Here is a 23,145-nt window from a genome sequence, read left to right on the forward strand (position 1 = left end):
GCTACTCGCCGCCCTGGCCGCGCTGCTGATGTGGATCAGTGGACGGCAGCCACGCCGCGTCATCGATTCCCAGAGCGGCGGCGTCCCGCGTGAGCGCGTCGACGACAGCGTGAACGGCAGGGTTGTCTTCTCCCCGCCGCCACACGAGTGACCACGTCCACAACGGCGTCGGCTGAATCACCGGACGGCGCACCAGGTCTCGCGGCAGGGCATCGGTCTGTCCTCTGGGATTGTTGAGCACCGGACGGCCCAGCTGGCGGACGTGCTCGAAGAACGTCGGGCCCGTGACGCCGCCGTCGTCGGTGCGCATCACCCGCGCGCCGGTGTCCGCGGCGAACTGCTCGCCGTAGCGGTTCCACGACTCCCAACTCGCCGTGTCCGAATCCACCAGCACCAGAGTGTCTTTCGCGCGCACGGGCGAGTCGTCGGCGCCGACGCACAGCGCGAACAGCCGGTCCACCCCCATCAGCCGGGCTTCCAGTTTGAGGTCGGCCAGATCGTCGGTCTGCACCCAACAGATGGCCAGATCGAGGATGCCCTCGGCGACCCGCGCGGCCTGCGCGTGCGACGGCATCACCCAGGTGTCCACACGCAGCTGCGCGACGCCGGCCGCACGTTCGGCCAGGTCGGTCGGGCACCAGTTGACATAGCCGATGCGGATCGGTTCGGAGTTCGACAAACCGATTGCCCGCCTGCGGAATTCGTCGGCCTCTGCCACCAGGGACCGGGCATGCGGCAACAACGACGCGCCCGCCGCCGTGAGGCGCACCGACCGGCGGTCACGATCGAAAAGTTCCACCTTGAGATCGCGTTCGAGCGCCTTGATCTGCTGGGACAGTGACGGACCCGCGATGTGCAGCCGCTCGGCCGCCCGCCCGAAATTCAGCTCATCGGCAACGGCGACGAAGTACCGAAGTTGCCGTAGCTCCATGTCGACAGCGTAGTAGGCAGAACCTCTCAGCAGAAAGCGAATAAGTCCCGCGGCAGCGGCATCGACGCGGGCCGGCCGCGGTTGTTAAGGGCAGCACCATCAACCGAGAGGAACCACCCCGATGAGCACAACAACCCGCGTCGCGATCGTCACCGGCGCGTCCCAGGGCATCGGCGAAGCGCTGGTGGCCGGCTATCGCAAACTGGGCTACGCCGTCGTCGCCAACTCCCGGACCATCGCCGAGAGCGACGATCCCCTGGTCCTGACCGTCGCCGCCGACATCGGCCGGCCGGGCGTCGGACAGCAGCTCGTCGATGCCGCGGTCGAGCACTTCGGGCGGGTCGACACCGTCGTGAACAACGCCGGCATCTTCATCGCCAAACCGTTCACCGAGTACACCGACGCGGACTATGACGCCATCACCGGCGTGAACTCCCGCGGCTTCTTCGAACTGACCCGCGCCGCCATCAGGACCATGGAAGCCCAGGGCGACGGCGGCCACGTCGTCACCATCTCGACCAGCCTGGTGGATCAGGCCAACTCGCAGGTGCCCTCGGCCCTGGCGTCACTGACCAAGGGCGGCCTCAACGCCGCGACGCGAGCACTGGCCGTCGAGTACGGCAGCCGTGGAATCCGTGCCAACGCCGTCGCTCTGGGCATCATCCGCACCCCGATGCATGCGCCGGAGACCCACGAGTTCCTGTCGGCGCTGCATCCGGTCGGCCACATGGGCGACATCTCCGACGTCGTCGACGGCGTTCTGTATCTGGAGAACGCCACGTTCGTCACCGGCGAGATCCTGCACGTGGATGGTGGTCAAAGTGCCGGGCGCTGAAGCGGTTCGTGAGGTGCTGGACCAGTGGCAGGCGGGCATCGCCGCCCACCGGCCGGATCAGGTCGCCGCGGTGTTCACCGAAGACGCGATATTCCAGGGACTTCGGCCGTACAGCGTGGGGCGCCAGGGCGTCTTCGACTACTACGACTCCCAGCCGGTCGGACTGACGGTCGACTACCGCATCAACGAGATCCGCGAACCCGCGGCGGGCGTGGTGTTGGCCTACACCCGCGCCGACTTCACCCTCCCCGACGGTCAAGTGATCAGCCTGAATCTGAGTGTCCTTGTCACACAAGGTGACAACGGCTGGCAGATCGCGCATTATCAGGTCTCGCAGATCGGTTGACGGGCAGATCAGAACTGCGGGACCGGCTCCCCGACGCGGTAGGCCTCGATGACATCGAGGTTCGCCATCAACTGCTCGACGGTGAAGCTGTAGATTTCGCCGTCCTCTTCGGTGCCGACGAGGATGAGCTGCGGCTGGTCCGGATCGGAGACCCAGATCCGCGTCACCAGCTCACGCGGATCGTCCTCGGTGGATTCGAACCCTGACGGCGGGTAGTACCAGATCAGGTACTCGTCGTTGGAGTAGTCCGAATCGAAAACCCAACCGCGGGGCAGGATTTCACCCGCGAGCCGCCCGACGGCCTCGACCTCGGCGTGCACCTCGTCGGGCAGCCAGTTGGCATTGCGCGTGGTCTGCCGCTTCTTGCGACGGGCCTTCTTGGCCGCCGTCTGCTTGGACATCTCCCAGCCCCCTAGCTCAGCGCCTGATCCAGGTCGGCGATCAGATCCTCGGTGCCCTCGAGCCCGACGGAAATCCGCACCACACCGTCGCCCAGACCGATCGCGGCCCGGCCCTCCGGTCCCATCGCACGGTGCGTGGTGGTGGCCGGGTGGGTGATCAGCGTCTTGGAATCGCCGAGGTTGTTGGAGATGTCGATGACCTGCAACTTGTCGAGCACCTCGAACGCCCGGTCCTTCGCAGACCCTCCTGCCCCAGCGGAGAGCTCGAAGGTGACGACGGTGCCGCCGCCGCGCATCTGCCGCTTGGCCAGGTCATGCTGCGGATGGGACTGCAGGAACGGGTATTTCACCCAGTTCACGCCGCGCACGCCTTCCAGGAACTCGGCCACGCGCTGCGCGGAACGGTTCGAGTAGTCGACCCGAACAGCCAGCGTCTCAAGGCCTTTCAGCATCGTCCAGGCGTTGAAGGCGCTCATCGCCGGGCCCGTGTGCCGCATCAGCTGCTGCACCGGGCCGGAGATGAATTCCTTGTCGCCGAGGATCGCCCCGCCGAGCACCCGGCCCTGGCCGTCGATGTGCTTGGTGCCCGAGTACACGACGACGTCGGCGCCCAGCTCCAGCCCCTGCTGCAGCAGCGGTGTCGCGAAGACGTTGTCCAGCACCACCTTTGCGCCGGCGGCGTGCGCCAGCTCGGACACCGCGGCGATGTCCACCAGCGACTGCATCGGGTTGGACGGCGTCTCGAAGAACACCGCGGTGGTCGGCACCGACAGCGCCTCCTCCCACTGCGACAGGTCGTCACCGTCGACGAAGACGGTCTCGACGCCCCAGCGCGGGAGAATCTCGTTGCACACCACGAAGCAGGAGCCGAAGAGGCTGCGCGCTGCGACCAGCCGGTCGCCGGCGGCGAGCAGCGCACCCAGCGCGGTGAACACCGCCGCCATGCCGGTGGCCGTCGCGAAAGCGGCCGGCGCCCCTTCGATGAGCCGCAGCCGTTCCTCGAACATCTGGATGGTCGGGTTGCCGTACCGCGAGTACACGTACCGGTCGATCTCGCCGGTGAACGCCTGCTCCGCGGCCGCCGCCGACTCGTAGACGTACCCCGAGGTCAGGTACATCGCCTCGGCGGTCTCCTCGAACTCGGACCGCAGCAGGCCGCCGCGCACGCCGATGGTCGCCTGGCTGACACCGTCGGGCAACGGTGCGGGGACCCGGACCGAGGGGACGCCGTCGGCGTTCACGCCCCTCACGACTGCACCCAGGGCAGTCCGATGGCGCGCCAGCCGCTGCCACCGCGGTGCCGGTTTTCATCGAGGTTGCCCTCGAAACCGTCGAGCACGTTGTACGACGGGCCGATGCCCGCCGCCGTCGCCGCCTCGGCCGCACCGATCGAACGATTACCCGAGCGACAGAGGAACACCACCGGCCGTTCGCCGGGCGTCACACCCGCGGCCAGCAGGTCGTCGACGAAGCTGGTATTGCGCTTGCCGTCATTCGACACCCACTCGATGTACACAACGTCCCGCCCGAGGCTGGAGATGTCGGGCACGCCCACCCAGCGCCATTCGGCGTCGGTCCGGCAGTCGACAAGCACCGCCTCGGGGTTCTCACTGAGCAGGTCCCAGGCCTGCTGCGGCGTGATATCTCCCGCGTAGCTCACGGATGCGAGTCTGTCACAAACTAGCTCGGGACCGGCGAGCACACCTTCCATGCGCCGTCCTCGTTCACCAGCACCACCGGCGCCGTGGGCTTCTGATCCGGCGTCTTGTCGAAGTGGTACATCAGCACAGCGGTGGCCTTCTGGCCGTCGAACTTGATGTCGCGCACCTCGTCGACGTAGCGCTGCCCGTTCTTGGCTGCCGAATCCTCTTGCTTGGCAAGCACATCCGCCTCGGTGCCGGCCTGGGCCTTGCAGGTGTACGTCTGGAAGCGCGCGTAGTCCTTGCGCTGCAGCCCGTCGTTCTGGCCGACGACCGCGGTGCGCACCAGCTGCTCCGGCGTCGGATCATTCCGGCCGAAGACCCCGATCGCGTTCAGGACGGCAATTATGACCACGAGGACCACAATCAGCGCCAGCGCGGCCAGGAACGGGCCCAGCGTCTGCCGCGGCTGCGATTCCGATTCGGTCATGGTGCCGTCCCTGTCTGGTTGATCGCGGCCGAGTGGTTGAGCACAGCGGCCACCTGATGCGCGCGGTCACGCGCCCGCACGACGTCCGGCGCCGTCGCCAATGCCACGCACACCTCGCCAGAGAGCCGCACGTCGCTCTCGGCGATGGCCAGCGCATCCGGCAGTGCCCGCGCGAGCGCCGCGCGGTCCGACGACGGGCGGCTGACCTCACCAGCCGCCGGCGAGATCATGATGGTGTCGACCGGCAGCCCGAGGACCGCCCGCGCATGCAGGTCGAACTGCGACAGCCGCTGTGAGCGCGTCGTCACGAAGCCGGCGCCCGTCAGCATCGGATGAACCGTCGCGAAGTACACCTCCTCGGCCCCCGACTCCGGGTCGGCGCCGAGCAACAGGTCGACCGTGAACAGCCCCGTGCCGCCGAGCTTGCCCACGATCCGGGCGGCGATCGAGCGCGCCGCGTCCAGCGCCGACTCCGACAGCTCGTGCGGCTGCCACAACTCCAGCGGACCCCCGGCCGCATGAGAGTTGTCGCGGCGGTGACCGATCGGCTCACAGAACTGCACCACCGGGCCCGCCTGGCCCTGCGTCCGCACCGTCAGCATCGTGAACTCGGCCGCCACGTCGACGGCCGTCTCGGCCATCACCCGCTCACCGCCCGCGGCCACCGCACGGTGCCACGCGACGTCGACGTCCTCGAGACGCGACAGCACCGAACGGCCCGCGCCCTCGGTTCCCGGATGCGTCACCGGCGTGATGGTCAAGGGCAGCCCCGCGTGCTCGGCCACCGCGGTCAGCTCGTCGACCGATCCGGCGAACCAGAACGGGGGCGTCGGCAGCCCGAGCTCGTCGGCCGCCAGGGTGCGCAGCGCCTCGCGATCGGAGGCGAGCCGCAGGGCAGCCGGCGTCGGGAACACCGCGACTTCGTCGAGCCCGGCCAATGCCTGCACGACGTCGGCGCCGAGGTCCGCCGCCGGGGACTGCACCACCACCAGCTGCGGGGTGTGCCGGTCGATCAGGGTCCGCAATGCCTCCCCTCCCGTGGGCGCGGGCACCGCGGTCGCCCGCGTCCCCAGCCGCTGGAAGGACAGCACCAGTTCACTGCTCAGCTCACCGATGCCGAGAACCAGAACCGTTGTCCGATCCACCAAGTCACCAACCTCCCCCGTCGCTCGCTCGCCCCGTCGACCACTCTCCCCGTCAACCCAACCTGATGTCGACGTAGCACCACCGCCAGCTCTCCCCCGGCTCGACCGACCGCATCACGGGATGGCCCGTGCGGCGATAGTGCTCGTTGGCGTGTTGGTGCGGACTGGAATCACAACAACTGACCTGCCCGCACGTCAGACACATCCGAAGGTGCGCCCACGTATCCTCCCCAAGTGCCGCACAGTCACCACAGCGGCCGGGCGTCTGCGGCTCCGGTTCAGGTTGGCCGACAGCGTCGGCGAGGTGCGTGCAGGTGGTCGGGGAATTTTCTTCGCGCGGTCGCGTTGCCCGTGACTGCATCCATTTCCCCAGCATGTTGAACAAGGATAGGGCTGGCTGACCGAGGAGGTTCGAGGACGTGGGTGCCCCACTGCTGGCAGTGCTGGTGGCCTCGGTGTTGTTGGCCGCGCTGGCCCGCCGATACGACGTCTCCGCGCCGCTGGGACTCGTCGTCGCCGGACTGGCCGTCGGGCTGATCCCCGGCGTCCCGGCCATCGAGATGCAGCCGCAGTTGGTCATGTTCGTCGTGCTGCCGCCGCTGCTGTGGTCGGCCGGGCTGGAGAGCAGCTATCTGGCCCTGCGCAAGAACGTCCGCCCCATCGGGCTGCTCGCCGTCGGACTGCCGCTGGCCACCACGCTGGTGGTGGGCTTCGTCGCGTTTCACACCGTCCCGGAGCTGACGGTCGCCGCGGCCCTCACCCTGGGCGCCATCGTCGCGCCGCCCGACGCGGTGTCCGCCGCGGCCATCGGCCGCCGACTGGGACTGCCGCGCCAGATCATGACGCTGCTCGGCGGCGAGAGCCTGCTCAACGACGCCACGGCACTGACCGCGTACAAGGTCGCGCTGGCCGCTGCCGTCGGCGCCGCCGCGACCTGGCAGGGCGCATTGGGCACCTTCGCGCTCGCCGCGGCGGGCGGTGTCGTGATCGGCGGCCTGATCGGCTGGCTCATCGAGTTCATCCGGACGTGGCTGGATGACCCGCTGGTCGAGAGCGCCATCGGGCTCGTCGCACCGTATTTCATCTACTGGCTGGCCGAAGAGGCGCACGGCTCCGGGGTGATCGCGGTGGTCGTCGCCGCACTGTTGCTCGGACAGCGCGCGACCCGGGCGTCGTACGCCACCCGGCTGCAGGACGACGCGGTGTGGAAGTCGATCCAGCTGGTACTGGAGTCGTTCGCGTTCCTGATGATCGGCCTGCAGCTGCCGACGGTCATCGACGAGCTGACCGGCATCCGCGCGGTCACCCTGATCGTGGCGTCGGCCGCGGTGCTGGCGACGGTCATCGGCATCCGCATCGTCTGGGTGTACGTCATGGCCTACACGCCGCGGATGCTGTTCCGCGGCGTCCGTGAGCGAGAACCCACGCCGACCCCGTCGCAGGTCTTCATCGTGGCGTGGGCGGGTATGCGCGGCGTCGTGTCACTGGCCGCGGCATTCGGTGTGCCGATGACGACACTGGCCGGTGAACCCTTCCCGGGGCGGCCGCAGCTGGTGTTCCTGACGTTCGTCGTGGTGGTCGGGACGCTGCTGTTGCACGGCCTGACGCTGCCGTGGCTGATCCGCGTGCTGGACGTGCGCAGCGAGGCCGAGGCCCACCAGGACGCCCTGGAACAGGCCGCGGCGTCGAGTCGTGCCGCGCAGGCAGCGGCCGACCGGCTCGATGAATTGCTGGCGCGCAGCAGCGATTCCAGCGCCCAACAGCACGTCGGCGAGATATTGCAGAACTGGAACGACCGGCGCCGCAACGCGGTGTGGGAGCGACTCGGCCGCAGTGACGACGACATCGGCGAGAGTCCGGCGTCGGCCATGCGCCGGCTGCGGCTGGAGATGCTGGCGGCCGAGCGCGAGACGTACATCGCCGAACGCGATGCCGGGAACATCGACGACGAGGTGCTGCGGTCGGTGCTGCACGGGCTGGATTTGGAAGAGGCAGCGCTCAACCGGGAGTAGGGCTCGGGTCCAGCGCCGAGAAGGACCAAATGGCTGCTGATCAGCACTACATAGCCGCCATTTGGTCCCTTTCGATCCACGATGGAGCCGATCAGCCCGCCCACACGTCTAGAAGACATGCTGATTCCCTTCGTCGGGGGCGACGCGATCGCCGCCGGCGTGTTGACCCGAGCGCAATTGCGCCACCGCTACCGACCGATCTTTCATGGCATCTACGTCCCTCGACATCATCAAGTGAAGTTGCGCGACCGGATTCGTGGAGCCGCCCTCGCGGTGCCACTCGGCGTCATAGGCGGGGTCGCTGCATCTGCAGTGCACGGCGCGAAGTGGGTGGATGACGATGTGCCCATCGATGTCGTCGCACTGTGCAAAGGCCAGAGTGGACTCGTCGTCCGGCACGACTCCTTGGCCGACGACGAAGTGGTCACCATCGGTGGCGTGCGCGTCACTTCCCGGGTGCGCACGGCTTTTGACCTGGCTCGCCACCTACCCCGGGACACCGCCGTCGCGCGGCTCGATGCATTGATGAACGCTGCCCCGTTCGGGTTCGAAGGCGTCCACTTGCTCGCGAAGCAGCACCCAGGGGCGCGGGGGTTGGCTCGCCTACGGAAGGCGTTGCCTCTGGTCGACGGCGGCGCTGAATCGCCACGTGAAAGCCGGCTGCGGTTGTTATTCATCGACGCCGGATTGCCCACGCCCACAACTCAGTACGTGGTTCGCAACGAGTTCGGGCGCTACGTCCGCCGGATCGACATGTGCTGGGAGGAATTCAAGGTCGGTGCCGAGTACGACGGCGTCCAGCACCTGACTGATCGACGCCAGTACTCGATAGACGTCTGGGCCAACCGGGAACTGCTGAGGCTGAAGTGGCACGTCATCCATGTCATCAAAGAGGACTCCGGGGTCGAGATTGTCGAAGACGCCCGCACTGCGCTGCTCGAGCGGGGATGGTCCGGGTTGCCCTAGCCCGAGAAGGACCAAATGGTCGCTATTGCAGCCAAAGAGCGACCATTTGGTCCTTCTCGGCGACAGACTCTTGACCCGCCTCACAACATCACCTAACCTACAACCAAATGGTTGTAAATACTTCCCCTGAGGCCTTCACCGATGCGGAGATCGACCGGATCTTCCACGCATTGGCGGACGCCACCCGCCGCGACATCGTCGCCCGCACGATGCGCAGCGACCAGTCGGTGAGCGCGCTCGCCCGCGGCTACGACATGAGCTTCGCGGCGGTGCAGAAACACGTCGCGGTACTGGCCGGTGCCGCGTTGGTGCATAAAGAGCGCCGCGGCCGGGAACAACTCGTGCGTGCGGTGCCCGAAACCCTGCACCGAGCGGGCGTGCTCCTGGAGCGGTACGCGGCGCTCTGGCACGACCGTGCCGCGAGCATCGAGGCGATCCTCGCCGAAGACGGTTACCCACCACACGAAAAATCAAGCAGCACAAAACGAAAGGACCACCGATGACGGTGATCAGCAGCGCCGCCGACCCGCAAGCCCTCACCATGACCTTCGTGGCCGAGTTCGCCGCGCCACCGGCGCGGGTCTGGCAGGTGTGGGAAGACCCGCGGCAGCTGGAACGCTGGTGGGGTCCGCCGACGTGGCCGGCCACGTTCACCCGGCACGAGCTCACCCCGAGCGGGCAGTCGCGCTATCACATGACGGGTCCCGAGGGCGAGAAGGCGCCGGGCTGGTGGACCACGCTCGAGGTCGACGCACCGTCTCGGCTTCTCATCGAAGACGGCTTCTCGCAGCCCGATGGCGAGCCTGACCCCGAAATGCCCACGATGCGCCTCGAAGTGTCGTTCGACGCGATCGACACCGGCACCCGGATGACGATCGTCACCCGGTTCACCGACCTCGAACAACTCGAGAAGGTGACCGCGATGGGCATGGTCGAGGGCATGACCGGCGCCCTCGGCCAGATCGACGCGCTGCTGGCTGCCTGACCGAAAACGACTGAAAGACAAGGAGAACGACGTGCCGACAGCCATCCAGCCATGTCTCTGGTTCAACGACCAGGCCCGCGAGGCCATGAACTACTACGTCGACGTGTTTCCGAACTCCCGGATCATCTCGGTCGAGGAGTACCCGGACGAGGCCCTTGACGAACATTTCAAGGGCATGTCGGGCAAGGTGCTGGGCGGCCGATTCAGTTTGAACGGCGTCGATTTCGTCTGCCTCGACGGCGGACCGCTGTTCACCTTCAACGAATCCATCTCGTTCGTCGTCGAATGCGCAGACCAGGACGAGATCGACCACTACTGGTCCAAACTCTCGCACGTGCCGGAATCCGAGCAATGCGGTTGGTGCAAGGACCGATTCGGGATCAGCTGGCAGATCATCCCCGCCAAGATGGATCAGCTACTGGGCCGCCCCGAGCAGATGCAGACGATGATGCGCCAGAAGAAGATCGTGATCGCCGAACTGGAGAACGCCTGACCCGACCCGGCCGCGGGGATCGCGCTATCGTGGAAAGTGCCCGCCGAGAACGAGAATCGAAGCGGGACAATACCTCTACGGGAGAAGGCGAGGATTCGCTATGAACGCGGCGGGCAAACCCGAAGCCCTCGGCGAGGTGTACGAGCAGGCGGGCGCGATCGCCACGGCGACGCACGACGCCGACGGCCGGTTGCAGTGGACGGTGCAGTCTCACGACGGATCCAGCGCCGACACAAAGGCTTTGGCGAGCACGACGAGCTGGACGCCGGTGAATCCGGAGACGGTACTGTGACGCTCTACGGACCGGACACGTCGAACAACAACTTCCGCTCGGCCGCCGATGCCATCGCCTTCGTCTCCCAGCTACCCGGCCAGGGTTTCTCCTGGATCGAGCAGAAGGTGTCCGAAGGCAGTTACTACCGGGATCCGTACTGGCCGGTGATCGCACAGTGGTGCCGGGACAACCACTTTCCGCACATCGGCTATCACTACGTCACCACCAACAGCCCGGCGGCGCAGGCCCAGACGTGGCTCAGCAATAACGGTGGCCAGTATGCGATGCTCGACTTCGAAGCGAATTCCGGTGACATCCACAACTTCTGGGCCGTGGTCAATGCCTTCAATGCCGTCGGGGTGACGATCTCGCTGTCGTACATCCCGCATTGGTACTGGCAACAGGTCGGCTCGCCCGACATCTCTCAGGTACCGGGCCTCATCGCGTCGAATTACGTCAACGGCACCGGCTACGCGTCAAACCTCTATCCCGGCAACGACAATCAGCGCTACTGGTTCCCCTACGGTGGTGCCACGCCGCAGATCCTGCAGTTCACCGATGCCGCACTGGTCGGGAATCTGTCGGTGGACTGCAACGCATTCCAGGGCACGCTCGACCAACTCATCGCACTGCTGAACGGAGGAACCGTGACTCAACCGGACCCGAACACCGCGACCCTCAATCAGATCCTGGCCATCGTGCAGGACATCCAGACCCAGTTACGCGGCCCGAACCTGAAAGGCTGGCCGCAGCTCGGTCACAACGCTGCCGGGCAGAACCTGACAGTGGTGGACGCACTGGCCGCGCTCAGGGCGGACGTCGACGCCCTCAAGGCCTCGTCGGCCGTGTGATCACGGCTCGCCGGGGGCGGGTTCGTCGCGGAACGCCCGCATCGCGCCGGTGAGCGCCACGAAGACGCGGTGCGCCGCCTCGAGGTCCGCGTCGGGCAGGTCGGCCAAAGCCTGGGTGTTGAGCCGAGCCAGCGGACTGAAGAACTCCCGGCCGACGGCCAGCCCCTTGTCGTCGTTGCGCAGGATGACCTTGCGCCGATCGGCGGGATCGGCATCACGGCGCAGATGGCCGGAGCTGATCATCCGCTCCACCAGGTAGGTGATGGCCGCCCCTGAGGTGCCCATCAGCTTGCGCAGCTCGCCCGCAGTCAGCGGTGCCCCTGCGGACTCGGCGACGATCACGTGCAGCAGTGCCCGAAAATCATTGGCGCCCAGGTCGTTCTGCACGGCGAAAGCACGGCCGATCTGGTCGGATTCGGCCGTCAGTGCCCGCACGTCGACGGCGATCTGCGCCTCCAGGTCGGCACGGTCCAGCGGCGTTGGCACGCGGAGAGCATAGCGCCCATGAAGTTCATTTGCTTAATGTTTAAGTATCTGAAATATTTTGGGAGTGTCCACTCGAGTCGCATGGGCAGTGGCCCTCATCGTCCTGATGCTCTCCGGCGCAGCCATGGCCTTGCTCGGCGCCGGGGATTCGGCGTCACGGTCGCCGGTGGCCGTGCCGGCCGGCGCGGAATCCGCCCGCGCCGACGCATTGCGCGCACAGTTCCCCGGCGGCGAGACCGCGCCGGCGATCATCGTCGTCACCCGCACGGACGGCGCGCCCTTGAGTCCGGCCGACGTCACCGCGGCCGGAGCGGGCGCTCGAGTGTCCGAGGACGGTAAGGCAGCGGTGCGAGTGGCGCCGCTGGCGGCCGACCTGTCCGGCTTCGATCTTCGCGACGCGGTCCATGAGCTGCGATCGCAGGTATCGGCTGCGCTGCCCGACGGATTGCGGGCTCAGGTGACGGGCGGGCCCGCATTCGGCGCCGACATCGCGAATTCCTTTGCCGGAGCCAACTTCACGCTGCTCGCGGTGACCGCCACGGTCGTGGCGCTGCTGCTGATCGTCACGTACCGCTCGCCCATCCTCTGGCTGATCCCGCTGTTGGTCATCGGGTTCGCCGATCAGGTGGGCGCGGTCGTCGGCACCGCGGTGGCCGCGGCGACGGGGCTGAACCCCGACGGTTCGACGGCCGGCATCACGAGCGTGCTGGTGTTCGGCGCGGGGACCAATTACGCGCTGCTGCTGATCTCGCGTTACCGCGAGGAACTGTCCCGGCGCAGCGATCACCGGGACGCGCTGCGGGTGGCATGGCGCGCCGCGGCCCCCGCGATCATCGCCAGCAACGCCACTGTCGTCTTGGCCCTACTGACTCTGTTGCTCGCCTCGGCGCCGAGCAACCGCAGCCTCGGGGTACAGGCCGCGTCCGGCCTGGTGGTCGCCGCGGTGTTCGTCCTGCTGGTGCTGCCGCCGCTGCTCGGATTGTTCGGCCGCCGGCTGTTCTGGCCCTTCATCCCCGAAACCGGTTCGCACGCCATGCCGCTCACCGAGAGCGGCGTCTGGCACCGCGTCGCAGCCGGGGTGTCCCGCAGGCCGGGCCGCGTCGCCACCGTGGCGCTGGCCGGCTTGGCCGCGCTGTGCGTCGGTCTGGTGAATCTGCCCATCGGGCTGTCCCAGACCCAGCAGTTCCGGGTGCAGGCCGAGTCCGTCGCCGGCTACGACACACTGGCCGCGCACTTCCCGAGCGGCCTGACCAATCCCACGATCGTCATCGCATCGGACCCCGCGGTCGCCGACGTCATCACCCGCACCCCCGGCGTGGTGTCGGCGACGCCGGCCGGGCGCTCGGCGTCGGGCCTGACGCAGTGGTCGGTGGTCCTGGCTGCCGCGCCCGCCTCGCCGGAAGCATTCAAAACGATTGACGCCCTTCGTGACTCGGTGCACCAGATCGATGCGCAAGCAGTCGTCGGCGGCCCCGACGCACAGGCCCGCGATGCCGCGGCGGCAGCGCAACACGACCGGAAGATCGTCATCCCGGCGATCCTGCTGGTCGTCCTGGCCGTCCTGTACGTCCTGCTGCGCTCGGCCCTGGCCCCACTCCTGCTGGTGGCGGTGACGGTCCTCAGCGCGCTGGCCGCGCTGGGACTCGGCGGCTGGGCGAGCGTGCACCTGCTCGGTTTCCCCGCGCTCGACAACGGGACCCCGCTGTTCGCGTTCCTGTTCCTCGTCGCGCTGGGCGTGGACTACACGATCTTCCTGGTGACCCGGGCGCGCGAAGAGACGCCCGAGTTCGGCAACCGGCAGGGCATCGTGCGCGCCGTCTCGGCGACGGGCGCGGTGATCACCAGCGCCGGCATCGTGCTGGCCGCGGTGTTCTGCGTGCTCGGCGTGCTGCCACTGATCGTGCTGACGCAGCTGGGCATCATCGTCGGACTGGGCATCCTGTTGGACACCTTCGTGGTGCGCACCGTCATCATCCCGGCGCTGTTCACGCTCATCGGCCCCCGCATCTGGTGGCCCGCGCTGCGCGCCGAGCCCTAGGGCTGGCCGGGCAGCAGGCTGACCATCAGGCCATTGGCCTCGGCCAGCAGGTTGCCCTCGGGATCGAACAGTTCGGCCGCGACGAACGTCTTACGGCCTTCGACCTCGGTGACGTGGGCCTTGGCGGTCAGCACCGTGTCGATCGGCGTGACCTTGCGGTAGTCGACGTGCAGGTACGCCGTGCGACTCATCGGTCGATTGACGGCGTGGATCAGCATGCCGAAGGCCTGGTCGAACAGCAGCGGCAGCACCCCGCCGTGCACGGCGTAGTTGCCGCCCACGTGGTACCGGCTGAACTCGACCTCCATCTCGACGCCCTCGGGCGAGAACTTGGTGACCGTCCACGGCGGCATCAGCAGACTGCCGGCGCCCGGCAGCGACGGCACCCGGATGGCCGGGCCGACACCTTCGGCCGCCTCGAACGGCTTCAGCAGCTTGACGAGTTCCTCGACGCGGTCGGCGGCGTCGTCCCATGTGTCGCTGTCCGGGTTGGCCGAGACGGCCAGGTCCTGCAGCCGCCTCATGCCCTCGAGGAAGCGGCCGAAGCCGGGCCCCGGGTCGGCAACCTCGAATCGTGGGAATCCGCCGTGCTGGTCGATGAAACCTTCGCTTTTCCCCGTCGCTTCGCTCGCCCCTTCTGTCACCCGAGGATGTCCCGGCGCACGATCGTCTGGTCCCGGCCGGGACCGACGCCGATGCACGACACATGGGCGCCGGAGAGCTCCTCGAGCCGCAGCACGTAGTCCTGCGCCTTGGCCGGCAGGTCCGAGAACTCGCGGGCCCCGGAGATGTCCTCCCACCAGCCTGGCAGCTCTTCGTAGATCGGCTCGGCGCGGGCGATGTCGGCCTGCGTCATCGGCATCTCGTCGGTGCGCTTGCCGTCGACGGTGTAGCCGACGCAGATCGGCACCGTCTCCAGGCTGGACAGCACGTCGAGCTTGGTCAGGAAGTAGTCGGTGATGCCGTTGACGCGGGTCGCGTACCGGGCGATGACGGCGTCGAACCAGCCGCAGCGCCGGGCGCGGCCGGTCGTCACGCCGACCTCGCCGCCCGTCTTGGACAGGTAGGCGCCGTACTCGTCGAACAGCTCCGTCGGGAACGGGCCCGAGCCCACGCGGGTCGTGTAGGCCTTCAGGATGCCCAGCACCGTGGTGATGCGGGTGGGGCCGATGCCGGAGCCGACGGCCGCACCACCCGCCGTCGGGTTGGACGACGTCACGAACGGGTAGGTGCCGTGGTCGACGTCCAGCAGGGTGCCCTGCGAGCCTTCCAGCAGCACGGTCTCGCCGCGCTCCAGTGCCTGGTTGAGCAGCAGCCGGGCGTCGGCGATGCGGTGCTTGAAGCCCTCGGCCTGCTGCAGCAGGCTCTCGACGACCTCGGCCGGGTCCAGCGCCTTGCGGTTGTAGATCTTGACCAGCACCTGGTTCTTGAACTCCAGTGCGGCCTCGACCTTGGCGGCCAGCTGCTCCTCATCGAGGACGTCGGCCACCCGGATACCGATGCGCGCGATCTTGTCCTGGTAGCAGGGACCGATGCCGCGACCGGTGGTGCCGATCTTCTTGCTGCCCGCGTACCGCTCGGTGACCTTGTCGATGGCCACGTGGTACGGCATGAGCAGGTGCGCGTCAGCCGAGATCATGAGCTTCGAGGTGTCCACGCCGCGGTCCTCGAGCCCGGAGAGCTCACTGAGCAGCACACCTGGGTCGACCACGACACCGTTGCCGATGACGTTGGTGACCCCGGGCGTCAGGATGCCCGAGGGGATGAGGTGGAGCGCGAAGTTCTCCCCCGTGGGCAGTACCACCGTGTGCCCGGCGTTGTTGCCGCCTTGGTAGCGGACCACCCATTGCACACGTCCACCGAGTAGATCGGTGGCCTTACCTTTGCCCTCGTCACCCCATTGGGCCCCGATGAGCACGATTGCCGGCATCGTTTTGCCTCCCGCATTACCTGCCTGAATACAGTGGCAGCCGGTGAGCAACCTTATCCCAGCAGGACGAGAGGAGAGGCCTTGACCGCCAGAGAGGCCTCAGGCGATGTCGTGGCGCTGGTCTTCGGCGACCGTCGGACACCCCGCGCGCTGGCGGATCTGACGGCCATCCCGGTGCCCTCGGCCAGTGCTCCGACGATCCCCGACGGCGCTGTCCGGGTGATCGTCGTCGGCGATCACGCCGATCTGTCGGCCACCCTGGCCCGGCTGCTGCGCGACGACCGGCTCGACGTCGAGGTCGGCTTCGTCCCACCCCTGACGCGCGGCGGGTTGGGTGCCGCACGCCGCGCCAGAGACGGTGTCGCCCAACGTGTTCCGCTCATTCGCGACGAGACCGGCGCGGTGATCGTCCGGTCCGCACGCTGGCTGCCGTCGGGCGGCGACGCCATCACCGGAGAGGCCGTCGTCGACGACACCGTGCTGTTCGACGGCGAGTCCGCGGGCGTCGTCATCGAGCCCCTCCCCGGCATGCCGGGGCTGCGCGCGCGGCCCCTCGGGGCCGGGCGTTCGGGGCCGGGACGGGGCTGGGTCGCCGGCCGCGCCGCCCAACTCGGCAGCACCGGAGTTTTGGTTGAGCGCGACGGCGTGGCGGCCGCCCGTCCGGCGCGGCGGTCGGCGTTCTACCGCCATATCCAGGGTTGGCTGCGGGTCGGCTAGTTTGCAGTCATGACCATGCCTGTCCGGCGCGCCGTCCGTCCCAGCCCCGTCTTCTGGGCGATCGTGGCCCTGACCGTCGCCGGTGGTGCCGTCGCGTGGTTCTGCGGCGCCGAGGTTCGGCCGCTGGCCTACGCCGGTGTCTTCGTGTTCGTCATCGCGGGCTGGACCGTGTCGCTGTGCCTGCACGAGTTCGGCCACGCGTACACCGCCTGGCGGTTCGGCGACCGCGATGTCGAGCTGCGCGGCTATCTCACGCTGAACCCCGCGAAGTACGCCAGCCCGCTGCTGTCGCTCGGCCTGCCGGCCCTGTTCATCGCTCTCGGTGGCATCGGCCTACCCGGCGGCGCGGTGTACGTGCGCACCGAGTACATGACGCCGCGGCAGCGCACGCTGGTCAGCCTGGCCGGCCCGTTCGCCAACCTCGTGCTCGCCGCCATCCTGCTGGTCGCGACCGCGGTGCTGTTCGACAGCGACCATCCGGTGTTCTGGGCGGGCCTGGCCTTCCTGGGATTCCTGCAGGTGACGGCGCTGTTCCTGAACCTGCTGCCCATTCCGGGGCTGGACGGCTACGGCGCACTGGAACCGCACTTGAGCGCCGACACGCAGCGCGAACTGCTGCCCGCCCGGCAGTGGGGCTTCCTGATCCTGATGCTGCTGCTGATCGTCCCCGAGCTCAACCGGTTGTTCTTCAACGTCGTCTACTCGGCCGTCAGCCTGACCGGCGTGCCGCCGCGCCTGGCGATGATCGGCAGCGCCCTGACCCGCTTCTGGTCCGCCTGGTAGCAGGGATTTGTGCACGATTTTCCGCGCTGACCGCGGAAAATCGTGCACAAATCCCGGGGCGTCTTGCGACATATGCAGAGTTCTGCATATATTGCTGGCATGGGTGCCGGACACGACCACAGCCATGGCGCGAACACGCGCGCCAGCCGCATGATCATCGCCGCTGCCGTACTCAGCGTCTTCTTCGTCATCGAGCTGACGACCGCGCTGATGATCAACTCGATCGCGCTGCTGGCCGACGCCGGGCACATGCTGACCGACCTCGTCGCCATCTTCATGGGCCTGGGCGCCGTCATGCTCGCCCGCCGTGGGTCGACGTCCGCGGCCCGCACCTACGGCTGGCACCGCGCCGAGGTCTTCACCGCGGTCGCCAACGCCGCCCTGCTGATGGGTGTCGCGGCGTTCATCCTCTACGAGGCCTATGAGCGACTGGGTGCGGCGCCTTCGATTCCCGGCGTCCCGATGATCGTCGTCGCGGTCGCCGGACTGCTCGCCAACCTGGTCGTGGTGCTCCTCCTGCGCTCCGACGCCGACAGCAGCCTCGCCGTCAAGGGCGCCTACATGGAGGTCGTCGCCGACACCGTCGGCAGCATCGGCGTCCTGATCGCGGGCATCGTCAACGTCACCACCGGCTGGCCGTACGCCGACGTCGTCGTCGCCGTCCTGGTCGCGCTGTGGGTACTGCCGCGCGCCATCGCACTGGCTCGCGCCGCCCTGCGCATCCTGTCGGAGTCGTCACCCCGCCACATCGACGTCGACGAACTGCGTGAAGCGCTGGCCGCCGTCGACGGCGTCACCGACGTGCACGACCTGCACGTGTGGACCCTGGTGCCCGGCAAGGACATGGCCACCGCGCACCTGACGTCCGCCGGGGATTCGGCGCGCGTCCTCGAGTCGGCGCGCGCCGTGCTGGCCGCCCGCGGTCTGGACCACGCCACCGTTCAGGTGGAGCCGCCGGCCGACGGCGGCTGCCACTGCGAGATGGACTAGTTAGAGACCCAGCTCGGCACGCGCCGCGGGATCGCAGTCGTCCAGCAGATCCAGGCAGCGCAGGTACTCGTCCTGCTCGCCGATGGACTCCGCGGCCTTCGCGAGCACCGCAACGCAGCGCAGGAAGCCCTGGTTCGGTTCGTGCGCGAACGGCACCGGGCCGAAGCCCTTCCAGCCGTTGCGACGCAACTGATCCAGACCGCGGTGGTAACCGGTCCGGGCGTAGGCGTAGGCGGTGATGGTCTGACCGTCGGCCAGGGCGGCCTCGGCCAGAGCGGCCCACGCAACAGAGGCCGTCGGCTGCGCCGCAGCAACTTCGGTGGCGGATTTGCCCGCGGCGAGAGCGTCCTCGGCCTCGAAGTTGGCCGGCAGCAACACCGGCTCCGGACCCAGCAGATCACCCATTCGCGTCATGGCGCCATTGTGCCGTGCGGCCGCTCGCTGAGATCCCGCAGGCGGGAGATTAAGCTCCAGGTAGGACGTCGCGGCCTGCTCCAGGACGCATCGGCCCCAGTGCGCGATCTGATCTCGGGAGGACAGTCACCCCCATGTCGAACCCAGCCGCCATGTCGAACCCGACGGGACCGGACGGCCGTCGCGATGCCGATCAGCGCGCTGCCTCGACAGGCGACGACGCCGCGGCGGCAACCGAAATCTTCGAGCCCGCCGATCCCGCGACCGACCCGACCATCCCGGTGCGGCGCTTCACCGCGCCGTCGGGCTTCGACGGCAAGACGCAGATCATCACGCCGCTGCCGGACCCGGAAACCGAACTGATGCCGCCGGCCGCGCCGCAGGTGATCCCCGGCGCCGTCAAGCCGCCGAAGGACCGGCGCAGCTGGGGCTGGGTCATCGCGCTGGTCCTGGTGATCGCGGCCATCGCCGCCGTCGCAGTGCTGGGCACGGTGCTTTTGACGCGCGGCCACTCGGCCATGAACGCCGAATGGCCGCTCACGACACAAGGTTTCGCGATTCCTGCGTCATGACCGGCCAGTCGGCGGTGTCCAGTTTTGGCTACTTGCCCAGCCCCGCGGAGACGCTGCGGCCGGTGCTGTGCAGGTCGTTACACGCTTCGATGACGCGCTGGGTCATCGAAGCCTCGGCCTTCTTCAGGTAGCTGCGCGGGTCGTAGACCTTCTTGTTGCCGACCTCGCCGTCGATCTTCAGGACGCCGTCGTAGTTGGTGAACATGTGCGCCGCCACCGGACGGGTGAACGCGTACTGGGTGTCGGTGTCGACGTTCATCTTCACGACGCCGTAGCGCAGCGAGTCCTCGATCTCGGACTTCAGCGAGCCCGAACCGCCGTGGAACACGAAGTCGAACGGCTTGGAACCGGCGGGCAGGCCGAGCTTGGCGGCGGCCACCTTCTGGCCCTCGGCCAGCACCTCGGGCTTGAGCTTGACGTTGCCCGGCTTGTAGACGCCGTGGACGTTGCCGAAGGTCGCCGCCAGCAGGTACTTGCCGTTCTCGCCGGAGCCCAGCGCGTCGATGGTCTTCTCGAAGTCCTCGGAGCTCGTGTAGAGCTTGTCGTTGATCTCTGCCTCGACGCCGTCTTCCTCGCCGCCGACGACGCCGATCTCGACCTCGAGGATGATCTTCGCGGCGGACGCGAGCTTGAGCAGCTCCTGCCCGATGGTCAGGTTTTCATCGATCGGCACCGCGGAGCCGTCCCACATGTGCGACTGGAACAGCGGGTTCTGGCCGTTGGCCACGCGCTCGGCCGAGATGGCCAGCAGCGGGCGCACGTAGGTGTCGAGCTTGTCCTTGGGGCAGTGGTCGGTGTGCAGCGCGACGGTGATGTCGTATTTGGCAGCGACGATGTGGGCGAACTCGGCCAGCGCGACGGCACCGGTGACCATGTCCTTGATTCCGAGACCGGAGGCGAATTCAGCGCCGCCGGTGGAGAATTGGATGATGCCGTCGCTACCGGCGTCGGCGAAACCTTTGATCGCCGCGTTGACGGTTTCCGACGACGTGCAGTTGATGGCCGGGAACGCGAAGGAGTGTTCCTTGGCGCGGGCCAGCATCTCCGCGTAGACCTCGGGCGTGGCGATGGGCATGTTTTTCCTCTCGGCGAACCTGCAGTCTGGGCCAGTATGTCAGTCACGCGAAGCTGAAGTGCGGCACCGGGGGACACCCGTCAGCTCATGCGGTCAGACGGTCAAGACCATCCGGTAGCGCGCGTGGCCGCTGTTCATCCGGTCGAACGCTTCGGCGGCCTGCGCGAGAGGCCGTTCCTCGATGACGGCCCGCACGCCCGTGAGCGCGGCGAAGTGCAACGTCTCCTCGATATCGCGCGCGGTGCCCGACGGATGCCCGACGACCGAGAAGCCGCCGTTGATGAGGTCGAGCGGGCTGATCGGCAGGGGCTCGGGGGTGACGCCGACCGTCACGAGCTGCCCCTCGGGTGCCAGCCCGCCGACCGTGGCGGCCATCGCCGTCGAGCTCGCGGCCGTCGCGAGCACGACGGTCGCCCCACCGAGACGCTGCAGTTCGGCAGCGACGTCCGAGGCGTTCGAATCGATGTAGTGATGGGCGCCGAGTTCCTTGGCGGCGGCCTCACGCTCCGGCCCGCGCGCGATCGCGACGGTCTCGAACCCCATCGCCCGGGAGAACTGCACGCCGAGGTGGCCGAGGCCACCGATCCCGATCACCGCGACCAGGTCGCCGGCCTTGGCGCGCGTCTTGCGCAATCCGTTGAACGTCGTCACGCCCGCGCAGCCCATCGGGGCGGCCTCGGCGAACGAGAACTCGTCCGGGATTCGGGCCAGCGCGGTCGCTGGCGCCGTGACCGATTCGGCGTATCCGCCGGGGTAGTGCCAGCTCGGCACCTCCATGCGTACGCACTGCATGAAATGGCCCTGTCGACATGGGACGCAGCGGTTGCAGTTGCCGCCGAACCAGCCCACCGCCACCCGGTCGCCCACGACGAAGTCTTCGACGCCGTCGCCCAGTTCGGCGACGGTGCCGGCGATCTCGTGGCCGAGGGTGATCGGCCACGAAAGTCCCGGGAAGTGCCCCGCGTGGAACTCGCGGTCGGTGCCGCACACCCCGCACGCGGCGACCTCGATGCGGACGTGGTCGCGCGGCGGCGAGACGGTGTCGACGTCGGCGAGTGCGAGCGGGCCGTCGGCTTGCGCAACGTGAACTGCCCTGTGAGTGGCCATGCGCCGACCTTATGGGCGATGTGCGGTTAAGGGAACAGCCAACATAGACCGGTATGTTGACCCCATGATCAGCACGCTGTCGCTCATGCCGGACTTCATGGATCCGGTGAAGCTCATCGCCTATTTCGGCACGTGGGCGCTCGTCGGGCTGCTGGTCGTCATCTTCGTGGAGTCGGGCGTGCTGTTCCCGATCCTGCCTGGCGACACCCTGCTGTTCGTCGCGGGCATGCTGGCCGCCGGCACCGCCGCTCAGGCCGAGGTCGCCGCCCAGGCCAACTTCAACATCTGGCTCCTACTGGTGACCATCCCGATCGCCGCGGTCCTCGGCGGGCAGGCCGGCTACTTCATCGGACGATTCATCGGCGTCGAGATGTTCAAGCCCGACGCCCGCGTCCTCAAGCAGAAGTACCTCGACGAGGCGCACAGCTTCTTCGAAGAGCGCGGACCATTCGCGATCCTGCTGGCCCGCTTCGTGCCGATCGTGCGCACCCTGGCGCCCATCACCGCCGGCGCGGCCCGGATGGGTTACGGCGCCTTCACGCTGTACAACGTGATCGGCGCGGTCGTGTGGGGCTGCGGCATCACGCTGCTGGGCTACTGGCTGGGGCAGTTCCCCATCGTTCAGAAGCTGCTCGAGCCGATCTTCATCCTGATCCTCGTCGCATCCATTACGCCGATGATCTGGCACTGGTACCAGCGTCGCAAGGCTGCCGCCGAGAGCTGATGCGGGCTGAGTGGGCCCGGGGTTCGAAAATCTTTGGCCACTTTGTTTGCACTGGTCACGATGGTTAACTAGAGCCTCATTCGTCACGGTGCATTGTCGGTAGCTCGAACTAATGTTCGAATATGACTATCGGCCGTGACACGATCCTCACCGCGCACGCGGTGATCGAGGAAGCCGCGGCCACGCTCAACGGCCTCGACTACACCACCCTGACCGTCCACGAACTGCTGGACCTGCAATCCCAGCGGCACCGCCTCAAATGCGCTGCCGAAGCCGTCGACCACCAGATCCTCGCAGCCCTGAAAACCCAAACCACCCCGCGAGAGATCGGGGCGAAAAACTGGGCCGAGGTGCTACGCGTCCGGTTGCACATCGACACCACCGAAGCCAACCGCCAGGTCCGCGACGCCGAACATCTCGGACCCCGCACGGGGCTGACCGGGGAGCCGTTGCCGCCGCTGTGGGAGTTTGTCGCCGCGGCCCAGGCCGAGGGCGCGATCAACACCGAGCACGTGATAGTGATCGGCCAGTTCATCAACAAACTCCCCGGGTGGGTGGACCCCACCACCAGTGGACAGTTCGAGCAGTCCCTGGTTGCTGGTGCGCGGCACCAGACCCCGGAAGAACTGCGTGCGGCGGCTGAGGCGCTGCTCTACCTGCTCGATCAGGACGGCCCACTACCCGATGACGCCGAACGCGCCCGCAAACGCAGCTTCCGCATCGGCAAACAACAACCCGACGGCATGTCCAAAGTGGACGGCTGGCTCGACCCCGAAGCACGCGCCACCCTCGAAGCAGTCCAAGACAAACTCGGCGCCCCCGGCATGTGCAACCCCGCCGACCCCACCCCCTGCCAATCCGGCACCCCCACCCAGGCCCAGATCGACAACGACACCCGCAGCACCGACCAACGCAACCACGACGCCCTCGCCGCCATGGG

At 67.8% G+C, this 23,145-nt stretch carries 29 protein-coding genes; 16 read left to right on the forward strand and 13 right to left on the reverse strand.

What is annotated here, in order from left to right:
- Nucleotide 1: 1 nt before the first annotated feature.
- Nucleotides 2-931 (reverse strand): LysR family transcriptional regulator, encoded by a 930-nt coding sequence (locus H289_RS32345; RefSeq protein ID WP_081633367.1) that lies wholly within the window; start codon nucleotides 929-931, stop codon nucleotides 2-4.
- Nucleotides 932-1,052: 121 nt separating this feature from the next.
- Between H289_RS32345 and H289_RS0110120 the strand changes: the two genes are divergently transcribed.
- The gene (locus tag H289_RS0110120; protein WP_020100668.1) at nucleotides 1,053-1,766 is read left to right on the forward strand and encodes an SDR family NAD(P)-dependent oxidoreductase; all 714 of its coding nucleotides are present in this window, start codon (nucleotides 1,053-1,055) and stop codon (nucleotides 1,764-1,766) included.
- A complete protein-coding gene (locus H289_RS0110125; RefSeq protein ID WP_155944099.1) occupies nucleotides 1,753-2,112 on the forward strand; it encodes a YybH family protein in 360 nt (119 codons plus the stop codon). Before H289_RS0110120 ends, H289_RS0110125 begins: the two co-directional genes overlap by 14 nt.
- An 8-nt stretch (nucleotides 2,113-2,120) precedes the next feature.
- Here H289_RS0110125 and H289_RS0110130 read toward each other — a convergent pair whose 3' ends face one another.
- The 6 genes from H289_RS0110130 to H289_RS32350 are packed head-to-tail and all read right to left on the reverse strand — an operon-like array spanning nucleotide 2,121 to nucleotide 6,149.
- Nucleotides 2,121-2,513, reverse strand: a complete 393-nt coding sequence (locus tag H289_RS0110130; RefSeq protein ID WP_020100670.1) for a hypothetical protein — start codon at nucleotides 2,511-2,513, stop codon at nucleotides 2,121-2,123.
- Nucleotides 2,514-2,524: 11 nt separating this feature from the next.
- Complete coding sequence (locus H289_RS0110135) at nucleotides 2,525-3,754, reverse strand: O-succinylhomoserine sulfhydrylase (protein WP_020100671.1); 1,230 nt, start codon at nucleotides 3,752-3,754, stop codon at nucleotides 2,525-2,527.
- Nucleotides 3,755-3,759: 5 nt separating this feature from the next.
- Nucleotides 3,760-4,173, reverse strand: a complete 414-nt coding sequence (locus tag H289_RS0110140) for a rhodanese-like domain-containing protein (RefSeq protein ID WP_020100672.1) — start codon at nucleotides 4,171-4,173, stop codon at nucleotides 3,760-3,762.
- A gap of 20 nt (nucleotides 4,174-4,193) precedes the next feature.
- Nucleotides 4,194-4,643, reverse strand: coding sequence for an Rv0361 family membrane protein (locus tag H289_RS0110145; protein ID WP_020100673.1), 450 nt, complete (start codon nucleotides 4,641-4,643; stop codon nucleotides 4,194-4,196).
- A complete protein-coding gene (locus tag H289_RS0110150) occupies nucleotides 4,640-5,791 on the reverse strand; it encodes an ATP-grasp domain-containing protein (RefSeq protein ID WP_020100674.1) in 1,152 nt (383 codons plus the stop codon). Before H289_RS0110150 ends, H289_RS0110145 begins: the two co-directional genes overlap by 4 nt.
- A gap of 49 nt (nucleotides 5,792-5,840) precedes the next feature.
- Nucleotides 5,841-6,149: a UBP-type zinc finger domain-containing protein gene (locus H289_RS32350; protein ID WP_081633387.1), complete on the reverse strand. Its 309-nt coding sequence runs from the start codon at nucleotides 6,147-6,149 to the stop codon at nucleotides 5,841-5,843.
- 58 nt (nucleotides 6,150-6,207) lie between these two features.
- Here H289_RS32350 and H289_RS0110155 point away from each other — a divergent pair, with 58 nt between their 5' ends.
- The 7 genes from H289_RS0110155 (at nucleotide 6,208) to H289_RS30290 (ending at nucleotide 11,369) form a co-directional block, all read left to right on the forward strand.
- Complete coding sequence (locus H289_RS0110155; RefSeq protein ID WP_020100675.1) at nucleotides 6,208-7,800, forward strand: Na+/H+ antiporter; 1,593 nt, start codon at nucleotides 6,208-6,210, stop codon at nucleotides 7,798-7,800.
- Between the two features lie 117 nt (nucleotides 7,801-7,917).
- Nucleotides 7,918-8,766, forward strand: coding sequence for a putative endonuclease domain-containing protein (locus tag H289_RS0110160; RefSeq protein ID WP_029105048.1), 849 nt, complete (start codon nucleotides 7,918-7,920; stop codon nucleotides 8,764-8,766).
- 107 nt (nucleotides 8,767-8,873) lie between these two features.
- On the forward strand, nucleotides 8,874-9,269 hold the full coding sequence (locus tag H289_RS0110165) for an ArsR/SmtB family transcription factor (protein WP_020100677.1): 396 nt from the start codon (nucleotides 8,874-8,876) through the stop codon (nucleotides 9,267-9,269).
- Nucleotides 9,266-9,751: an SRPBCC family protein gene (locus tag H289_RS0110170; RefSeq protein WP_020100678.1), complete on the forward strand. Its 486-nt coding sequence runs from the start codon at nucleotides 9,266-9,268 to the stop codon at nucleotides 9,749-9,751. Before H289_RS0110165 ends, H289_RS0110170 begins: the two co-directional genes overlap by 4 nt.
- Before the next feature lie 31 nt (nucleotides 9,752-9,782).
- Nucleotides 9,783-10,244 carry a VOC family protein gene (locus H289_RS0110175; protein ID WP_020100679.1) on the forward strand — a complete coding sequence of 154 codons (462 nt, stop codon included), beginning with the start codon at nucleotides 9,783-9,785 and terminating at the stop codon, nucleotides 10,242-10,244.
- 100 nt (nucleotides 10,245-10,344) lie between these two features.
- Entirely contained in the window at nucleotides 10,345-10,536 is a 192-nt protein-coding gene (locus tag H289_RS33380; protein ID WP_020100680.1) for a hypothetical protein, read from the forward strand.
- On the forward strand, nucleotides 10,533-11,369 hold the full coding sequence (locus H289_RS30290) for a GH25 family lysozyme (protein WP_020100681.1): 837 nt from the start codon (nucleotides 10,533-10,535) through the stop codon (nucleotides 11,367-11,369). The genes H289_RS33380 and H289_RS30290 overlap by 4 nt, the downstream gene beginning before the upstream one ends.
- Here H289_RS30290 and H289_RS0110185 read toward each other — a convergent pair whose 3' ends face one another.
- The gene (locus tag H289_RS0110185; protein ID WP_020100682.1) at nucleotides 11,370-11,855 is read right to left on the reverse strand and encodes a MarR family winged helix-turn-helix transcriptional regulator; all 486 of its coding nucleotides are present in this window, start codon (nucleotides 11,853-11,855) and stop codon (nucleotides 11,370-11,372) included.
- Between the two features lie 106 nt (nucleotides 11,856-11,961).
- Here H289_RS0110185 and H289_RS0110190 point away from each other — a divergent pair, with 106 nt between their 5' ends.
- Complete coding sequence (locus H289_RS0110190; protein ID WP_155944114.1) at nucleotides 11,962-13,893, forward strand: MMPL family transporter; 1,932 nt, start codon at nucleotides 11,962-11,964, stop codon at nucleotides 13,891-13,893.
- On the opposite strand, the gene H289_RS0110195 is transcribed toward H289_RS0110190, so the two are convergent.
- Nucleotides 13,890-14,537 carry a PaaI family thioesterase gene (locus H289_RS0110195; RefSeq protein WP_020100684.1) on the reverse strand — a complete coding sequence of 216 codons (648 nt, stop codon included), beginning with the start codon at nucleotides 14,535-14,537 and terminating at the stop codon, nucleotides 13,890-13,892. The genes H289_RS0110190 and H289_RS0110195 overlap by 4 nt on opposite strands.
- Entirely contained in the window at nucleotides 14,534-15,823 is a 1,290-nt protein-coding gene (locus tag H289_RS0110200; RefSeq protein ID WP_020100685.1) for an adenylosuccinate synthase, read from the reverse strand. Before H289_RS0110200 ends, H289_RS0110195 begins: the two co-directional genes overlap by 4 nt.
- Nucleotides 15,824-15,904: 81 nt before the next feature.
- On the opposite strand from H289_RS0110200, the gene H289_RS0110205 reads away from it, so the two are divergent.
- The 3 genes from H289_RS0110205 (at nucleotide 15,905) to H289_RS0110215 (ending at nucleotide 18,313) form a co-directional block, all read left to right on the forward strand.
- Nucleotides 15,905-16,540, forward strand: coding sequence for a hypothetical protein (locus H289_RS0110205; protein WP_051128454.1), 636 nt, complete (start codon nucleotides 15,905-15,907; stop codon nucleotides 16,538-16,540).
- A gap of 9 nt (nucleotides 16,541-16,549) precedes the next feature.
- Nucleotides 16,550-17,323: a site-2 protease family protein gene (locus tag H289_RS0110210; RefSeq protein WP_020100687.1), complete on the forward strand. Its 774-nt coding sequence runs from the start codon at nucleotides 16,550-16,552 to the stop codon at nucleotides 17,321-17,323.
- A 99-nt stretch (nucleotides 17,324-17,422) separates the two neighbouring features.
- Nucleotides 17,423-18,313: a cation diffusion facilitator family transporter gene (locus H289_RS0110215; protein ID WP_020100688.1), complete on the forward strand. Its 891-nt coding sequence runs from the start codon at nucleotides 17,423-17,425 to the stop codon at nucleotides 18,311-18,313.
- Here H289_RS0110215 and H289_RS0110220 read toward each other — a convergent pair whose 3' ends face one another.
- The gene (locus H289_RS0110220) at nucleotides 18,314-18,727 is read right to left on the reverse strand and encodes a DUF3151 domain-containing protein (RefSeq protein WP_029105052.1); all 414 of its coding nucleotides are present in this window, start codon (nucleotides 18,725-18,727) and stop codon (nucleotides 18,314-18,316) included. It lies immediately after the preceding gene.
- Nucleotides 18,728-18,861: 134 nt separating this feature from the next.
- On the opposite strand from H289_RS0110220, the gene H289_RS33640 reads away from it, so the two are divergent.
- On the forward strand, nucleotides 18,862-19,299 hold the full coding sequence (locus H289_RS33640) for a hypothetical protein (RefSeq protein WP_020100690.1): 438 nt from the start codon (nucleotides 18,862-18,864) through the stop codon (nucleotides 19,297-19,299).
- Nucleotides 19,300-19,327: 28 nt separating this feature from the next.
- Here H289_RS33640 and fbaA read toward each other — a convergent pair whose 3' ends face one another.
- Both fbaA and H289_RS0110235 read right to left on the reverse strand, forming a co-directional pair.
- Entirely contained in the window at nucleotides 19,328-20,374 is a 1,047-nt protein-coding gene (gene fbaA / locus H289_RS0110230) for a class II fructose-bisphosphate aldolase (protein ID WP_020100691.1), read from the reverse strand.
- Nucleotides 20,375-20,467: 93 nt separating this feature from the next.
- Nucleotides 20,468-21,481 carry an alcohol dehydrogenase catalytic domain-containing protein gene (locus H289_RS0110235; RefSeq protein ID WP_020100692.1) on the reverse strand — a complete coding sequence of 338 codons (1,014 nt, stop codon included), beginning with the start codon at nucleotides 21,479-21,481 and terminating at the stop codon, nucleotides 20,468-20,470.
- A gap of 64 nt (nucleotides 21,482-21,545) precedes the next feature.
- On the opposite strand from H289_RS0110235, the gene H289_RS0110240 reads away from it, so the two are divergent.
- Together H289_RS0110240 and H289_RS30300 are read left to right on the forward strand one after the other, a co-directional pair.
- Nucleotides 21,546-22,205 (forward strand): VTT domain-containing protein, encoded by a 660-nt coding sequence (locus tag H289_RS0110240; RefSeq protein ID WP_020100693.1) that lies wholly within the window; start codon nucleotides 21,546-21,548, stop codon nucleotides 22,203-22,205.
- Between the two features lie 122 nt (nucleotides 22,206-22,327).
- On the forward strand, nucleotides 22,328-23,145 hold an 818-nt coding region (locus H289_RS30300), incomplete at its 3' end, for a DUF222 domain-containing protein (RefSeq protein ID WP_196810023.1).

Origin of the sequence: Mycobacterium sp. 360MFTsu5.1 (genome assembly GCF_000383495.1) — a bacterium.
GTDB classification, from domain to species: Bacteria; Actinomycetota; Actinomycetes; order Mycobacteriales; family Mycobacteriaceae; genus Mycobacterium; species Mycobacterium mucogenicum_B.

Bases quoted from the DNA above. Each gene is read 5' to 3' on its own strand.
- H289_RS0110130 (WP_020100670.1), bottom strand. From the start codon at position 2,513: ATGTCCAAGCAGACGGCGGCCAAGAAGGCCCGTCGCAAGAAGCGGCAG.
- H289_RS32350 (WP_081633387.1), bottom strand. From the start codon at position 6,149: ATGCAGTCACGGGCAACGCGACCGCGCGAAGAAAATTCCCCGACCACC.
- H289_RS32345 (WP_081633367.1), bottom strand. From the start codon at position 931: ATGGAGCTACGGCAACTTCGGTACTTCGTCGCCGTTGCCGATGAGCTG.
- H289_RS0110145 (WP_020100673.1), bottom strand. From the start codon at position 4,643: ATGACCGAATCGGAATCGCAGCCGCGGCAGACGCTGGGCCCGTTCCTG.
- H289_RS0110170 (WP_020100678.1), top strand. From the start codon at position 9,266: ATGACGGTGATCAGCAGCGCCGCCGACCCGCAAGCCCTCACCATGACC.
- H289_RS0110210 (WP_020100687.1), top strand. From the start codon at position 16,550: ATGACCATGCCTGTCCGGCGCGCCGTCCGTCCCAGCCCCGTCTTCTGG.
- H289_RS0110215 (WP_020100688.1), top strand. From the start codon at position 17,423: ATGGGTGCCGGACACGACCACAGCCATGGCGCGAACACGCGCGCCAGC.
- H289_RS0110220 (WP_029105052.1), bottom strand. From the start codon at position 18,727: ATGACGCGAATGGGTGATCTGCTGGGTCCGGAGCCGGTGTTGCTGCCG.
- H289_RS0110190 (WP_155944114.1), top strand. From the start codon at position 11,962: ATGCTCTCCGGCGCAGCCATGGCCTTGCTCGGCGCCGGGGATTCGGCG.
- fbaA (WP_020100691.1), bottom strand. From the start codon at position 20,374: ATGCCCATCGCCACGCCCGAGGTCTACGCGGAGATGCTGGCCCGCGCC.
- H289_RS0110235 (WP_020100692.1), bottom strand. From the start codon at position 21,481: ATGGCCACTCACAGGGCAGTTCACGTTGCGCAAGCCGACGGCCCGCTC.
- H289_RS0110240 (WP_020100693.1), top strand. From the start codon at position 21,546: ATGATCAGCACGCTGTCGCTCATGCCGGACTTCATGGATCCGGTGAAG.
- H289_RS0110165 (WP_020100677.1), top strand. From the start codon at position 8,874: ATGGTTGTAAATACTTCCCCTGAGGCCTTCACCGATGCGGAGATCGAC.
- H289_RS33640 (WP_020100690.1), top strand. From the start codon at position 18,862: ATGTCGAACCCAGCCGCCATGTCGAACCCGACGGGACCGGACGGCCGT.
- H289_RS33380 (WP_020100680.1), top strand. From the start codon at position 10,345: ATGAACGCGGCGGGCAAACCCGAAGCCCTCGGCGAGGTGTACGAGCAG.
- H289_RS0110200 (WP_020100685.1), bottom strand. From the start codon at position 15,823: ATGCCGGCAATCGTGCTCATCGGGGCCCAATGGGGTGACGAGGGCAAA.
- H289_RS0110120 (WP_020100668.1), top strand. From the start codon at position 1,053: ATGAGCACAACAACCCGCGTCGCGATCGTCACCGGCGCGTCCCAGGGC.
- H289_RS0110160 (WP_029105048.1), top strand. From the start codon at position 7,918: ATGCTGATTCCCTTCGTCGGGGGCGACGCGATCGCCGCCGGCGTGTTG.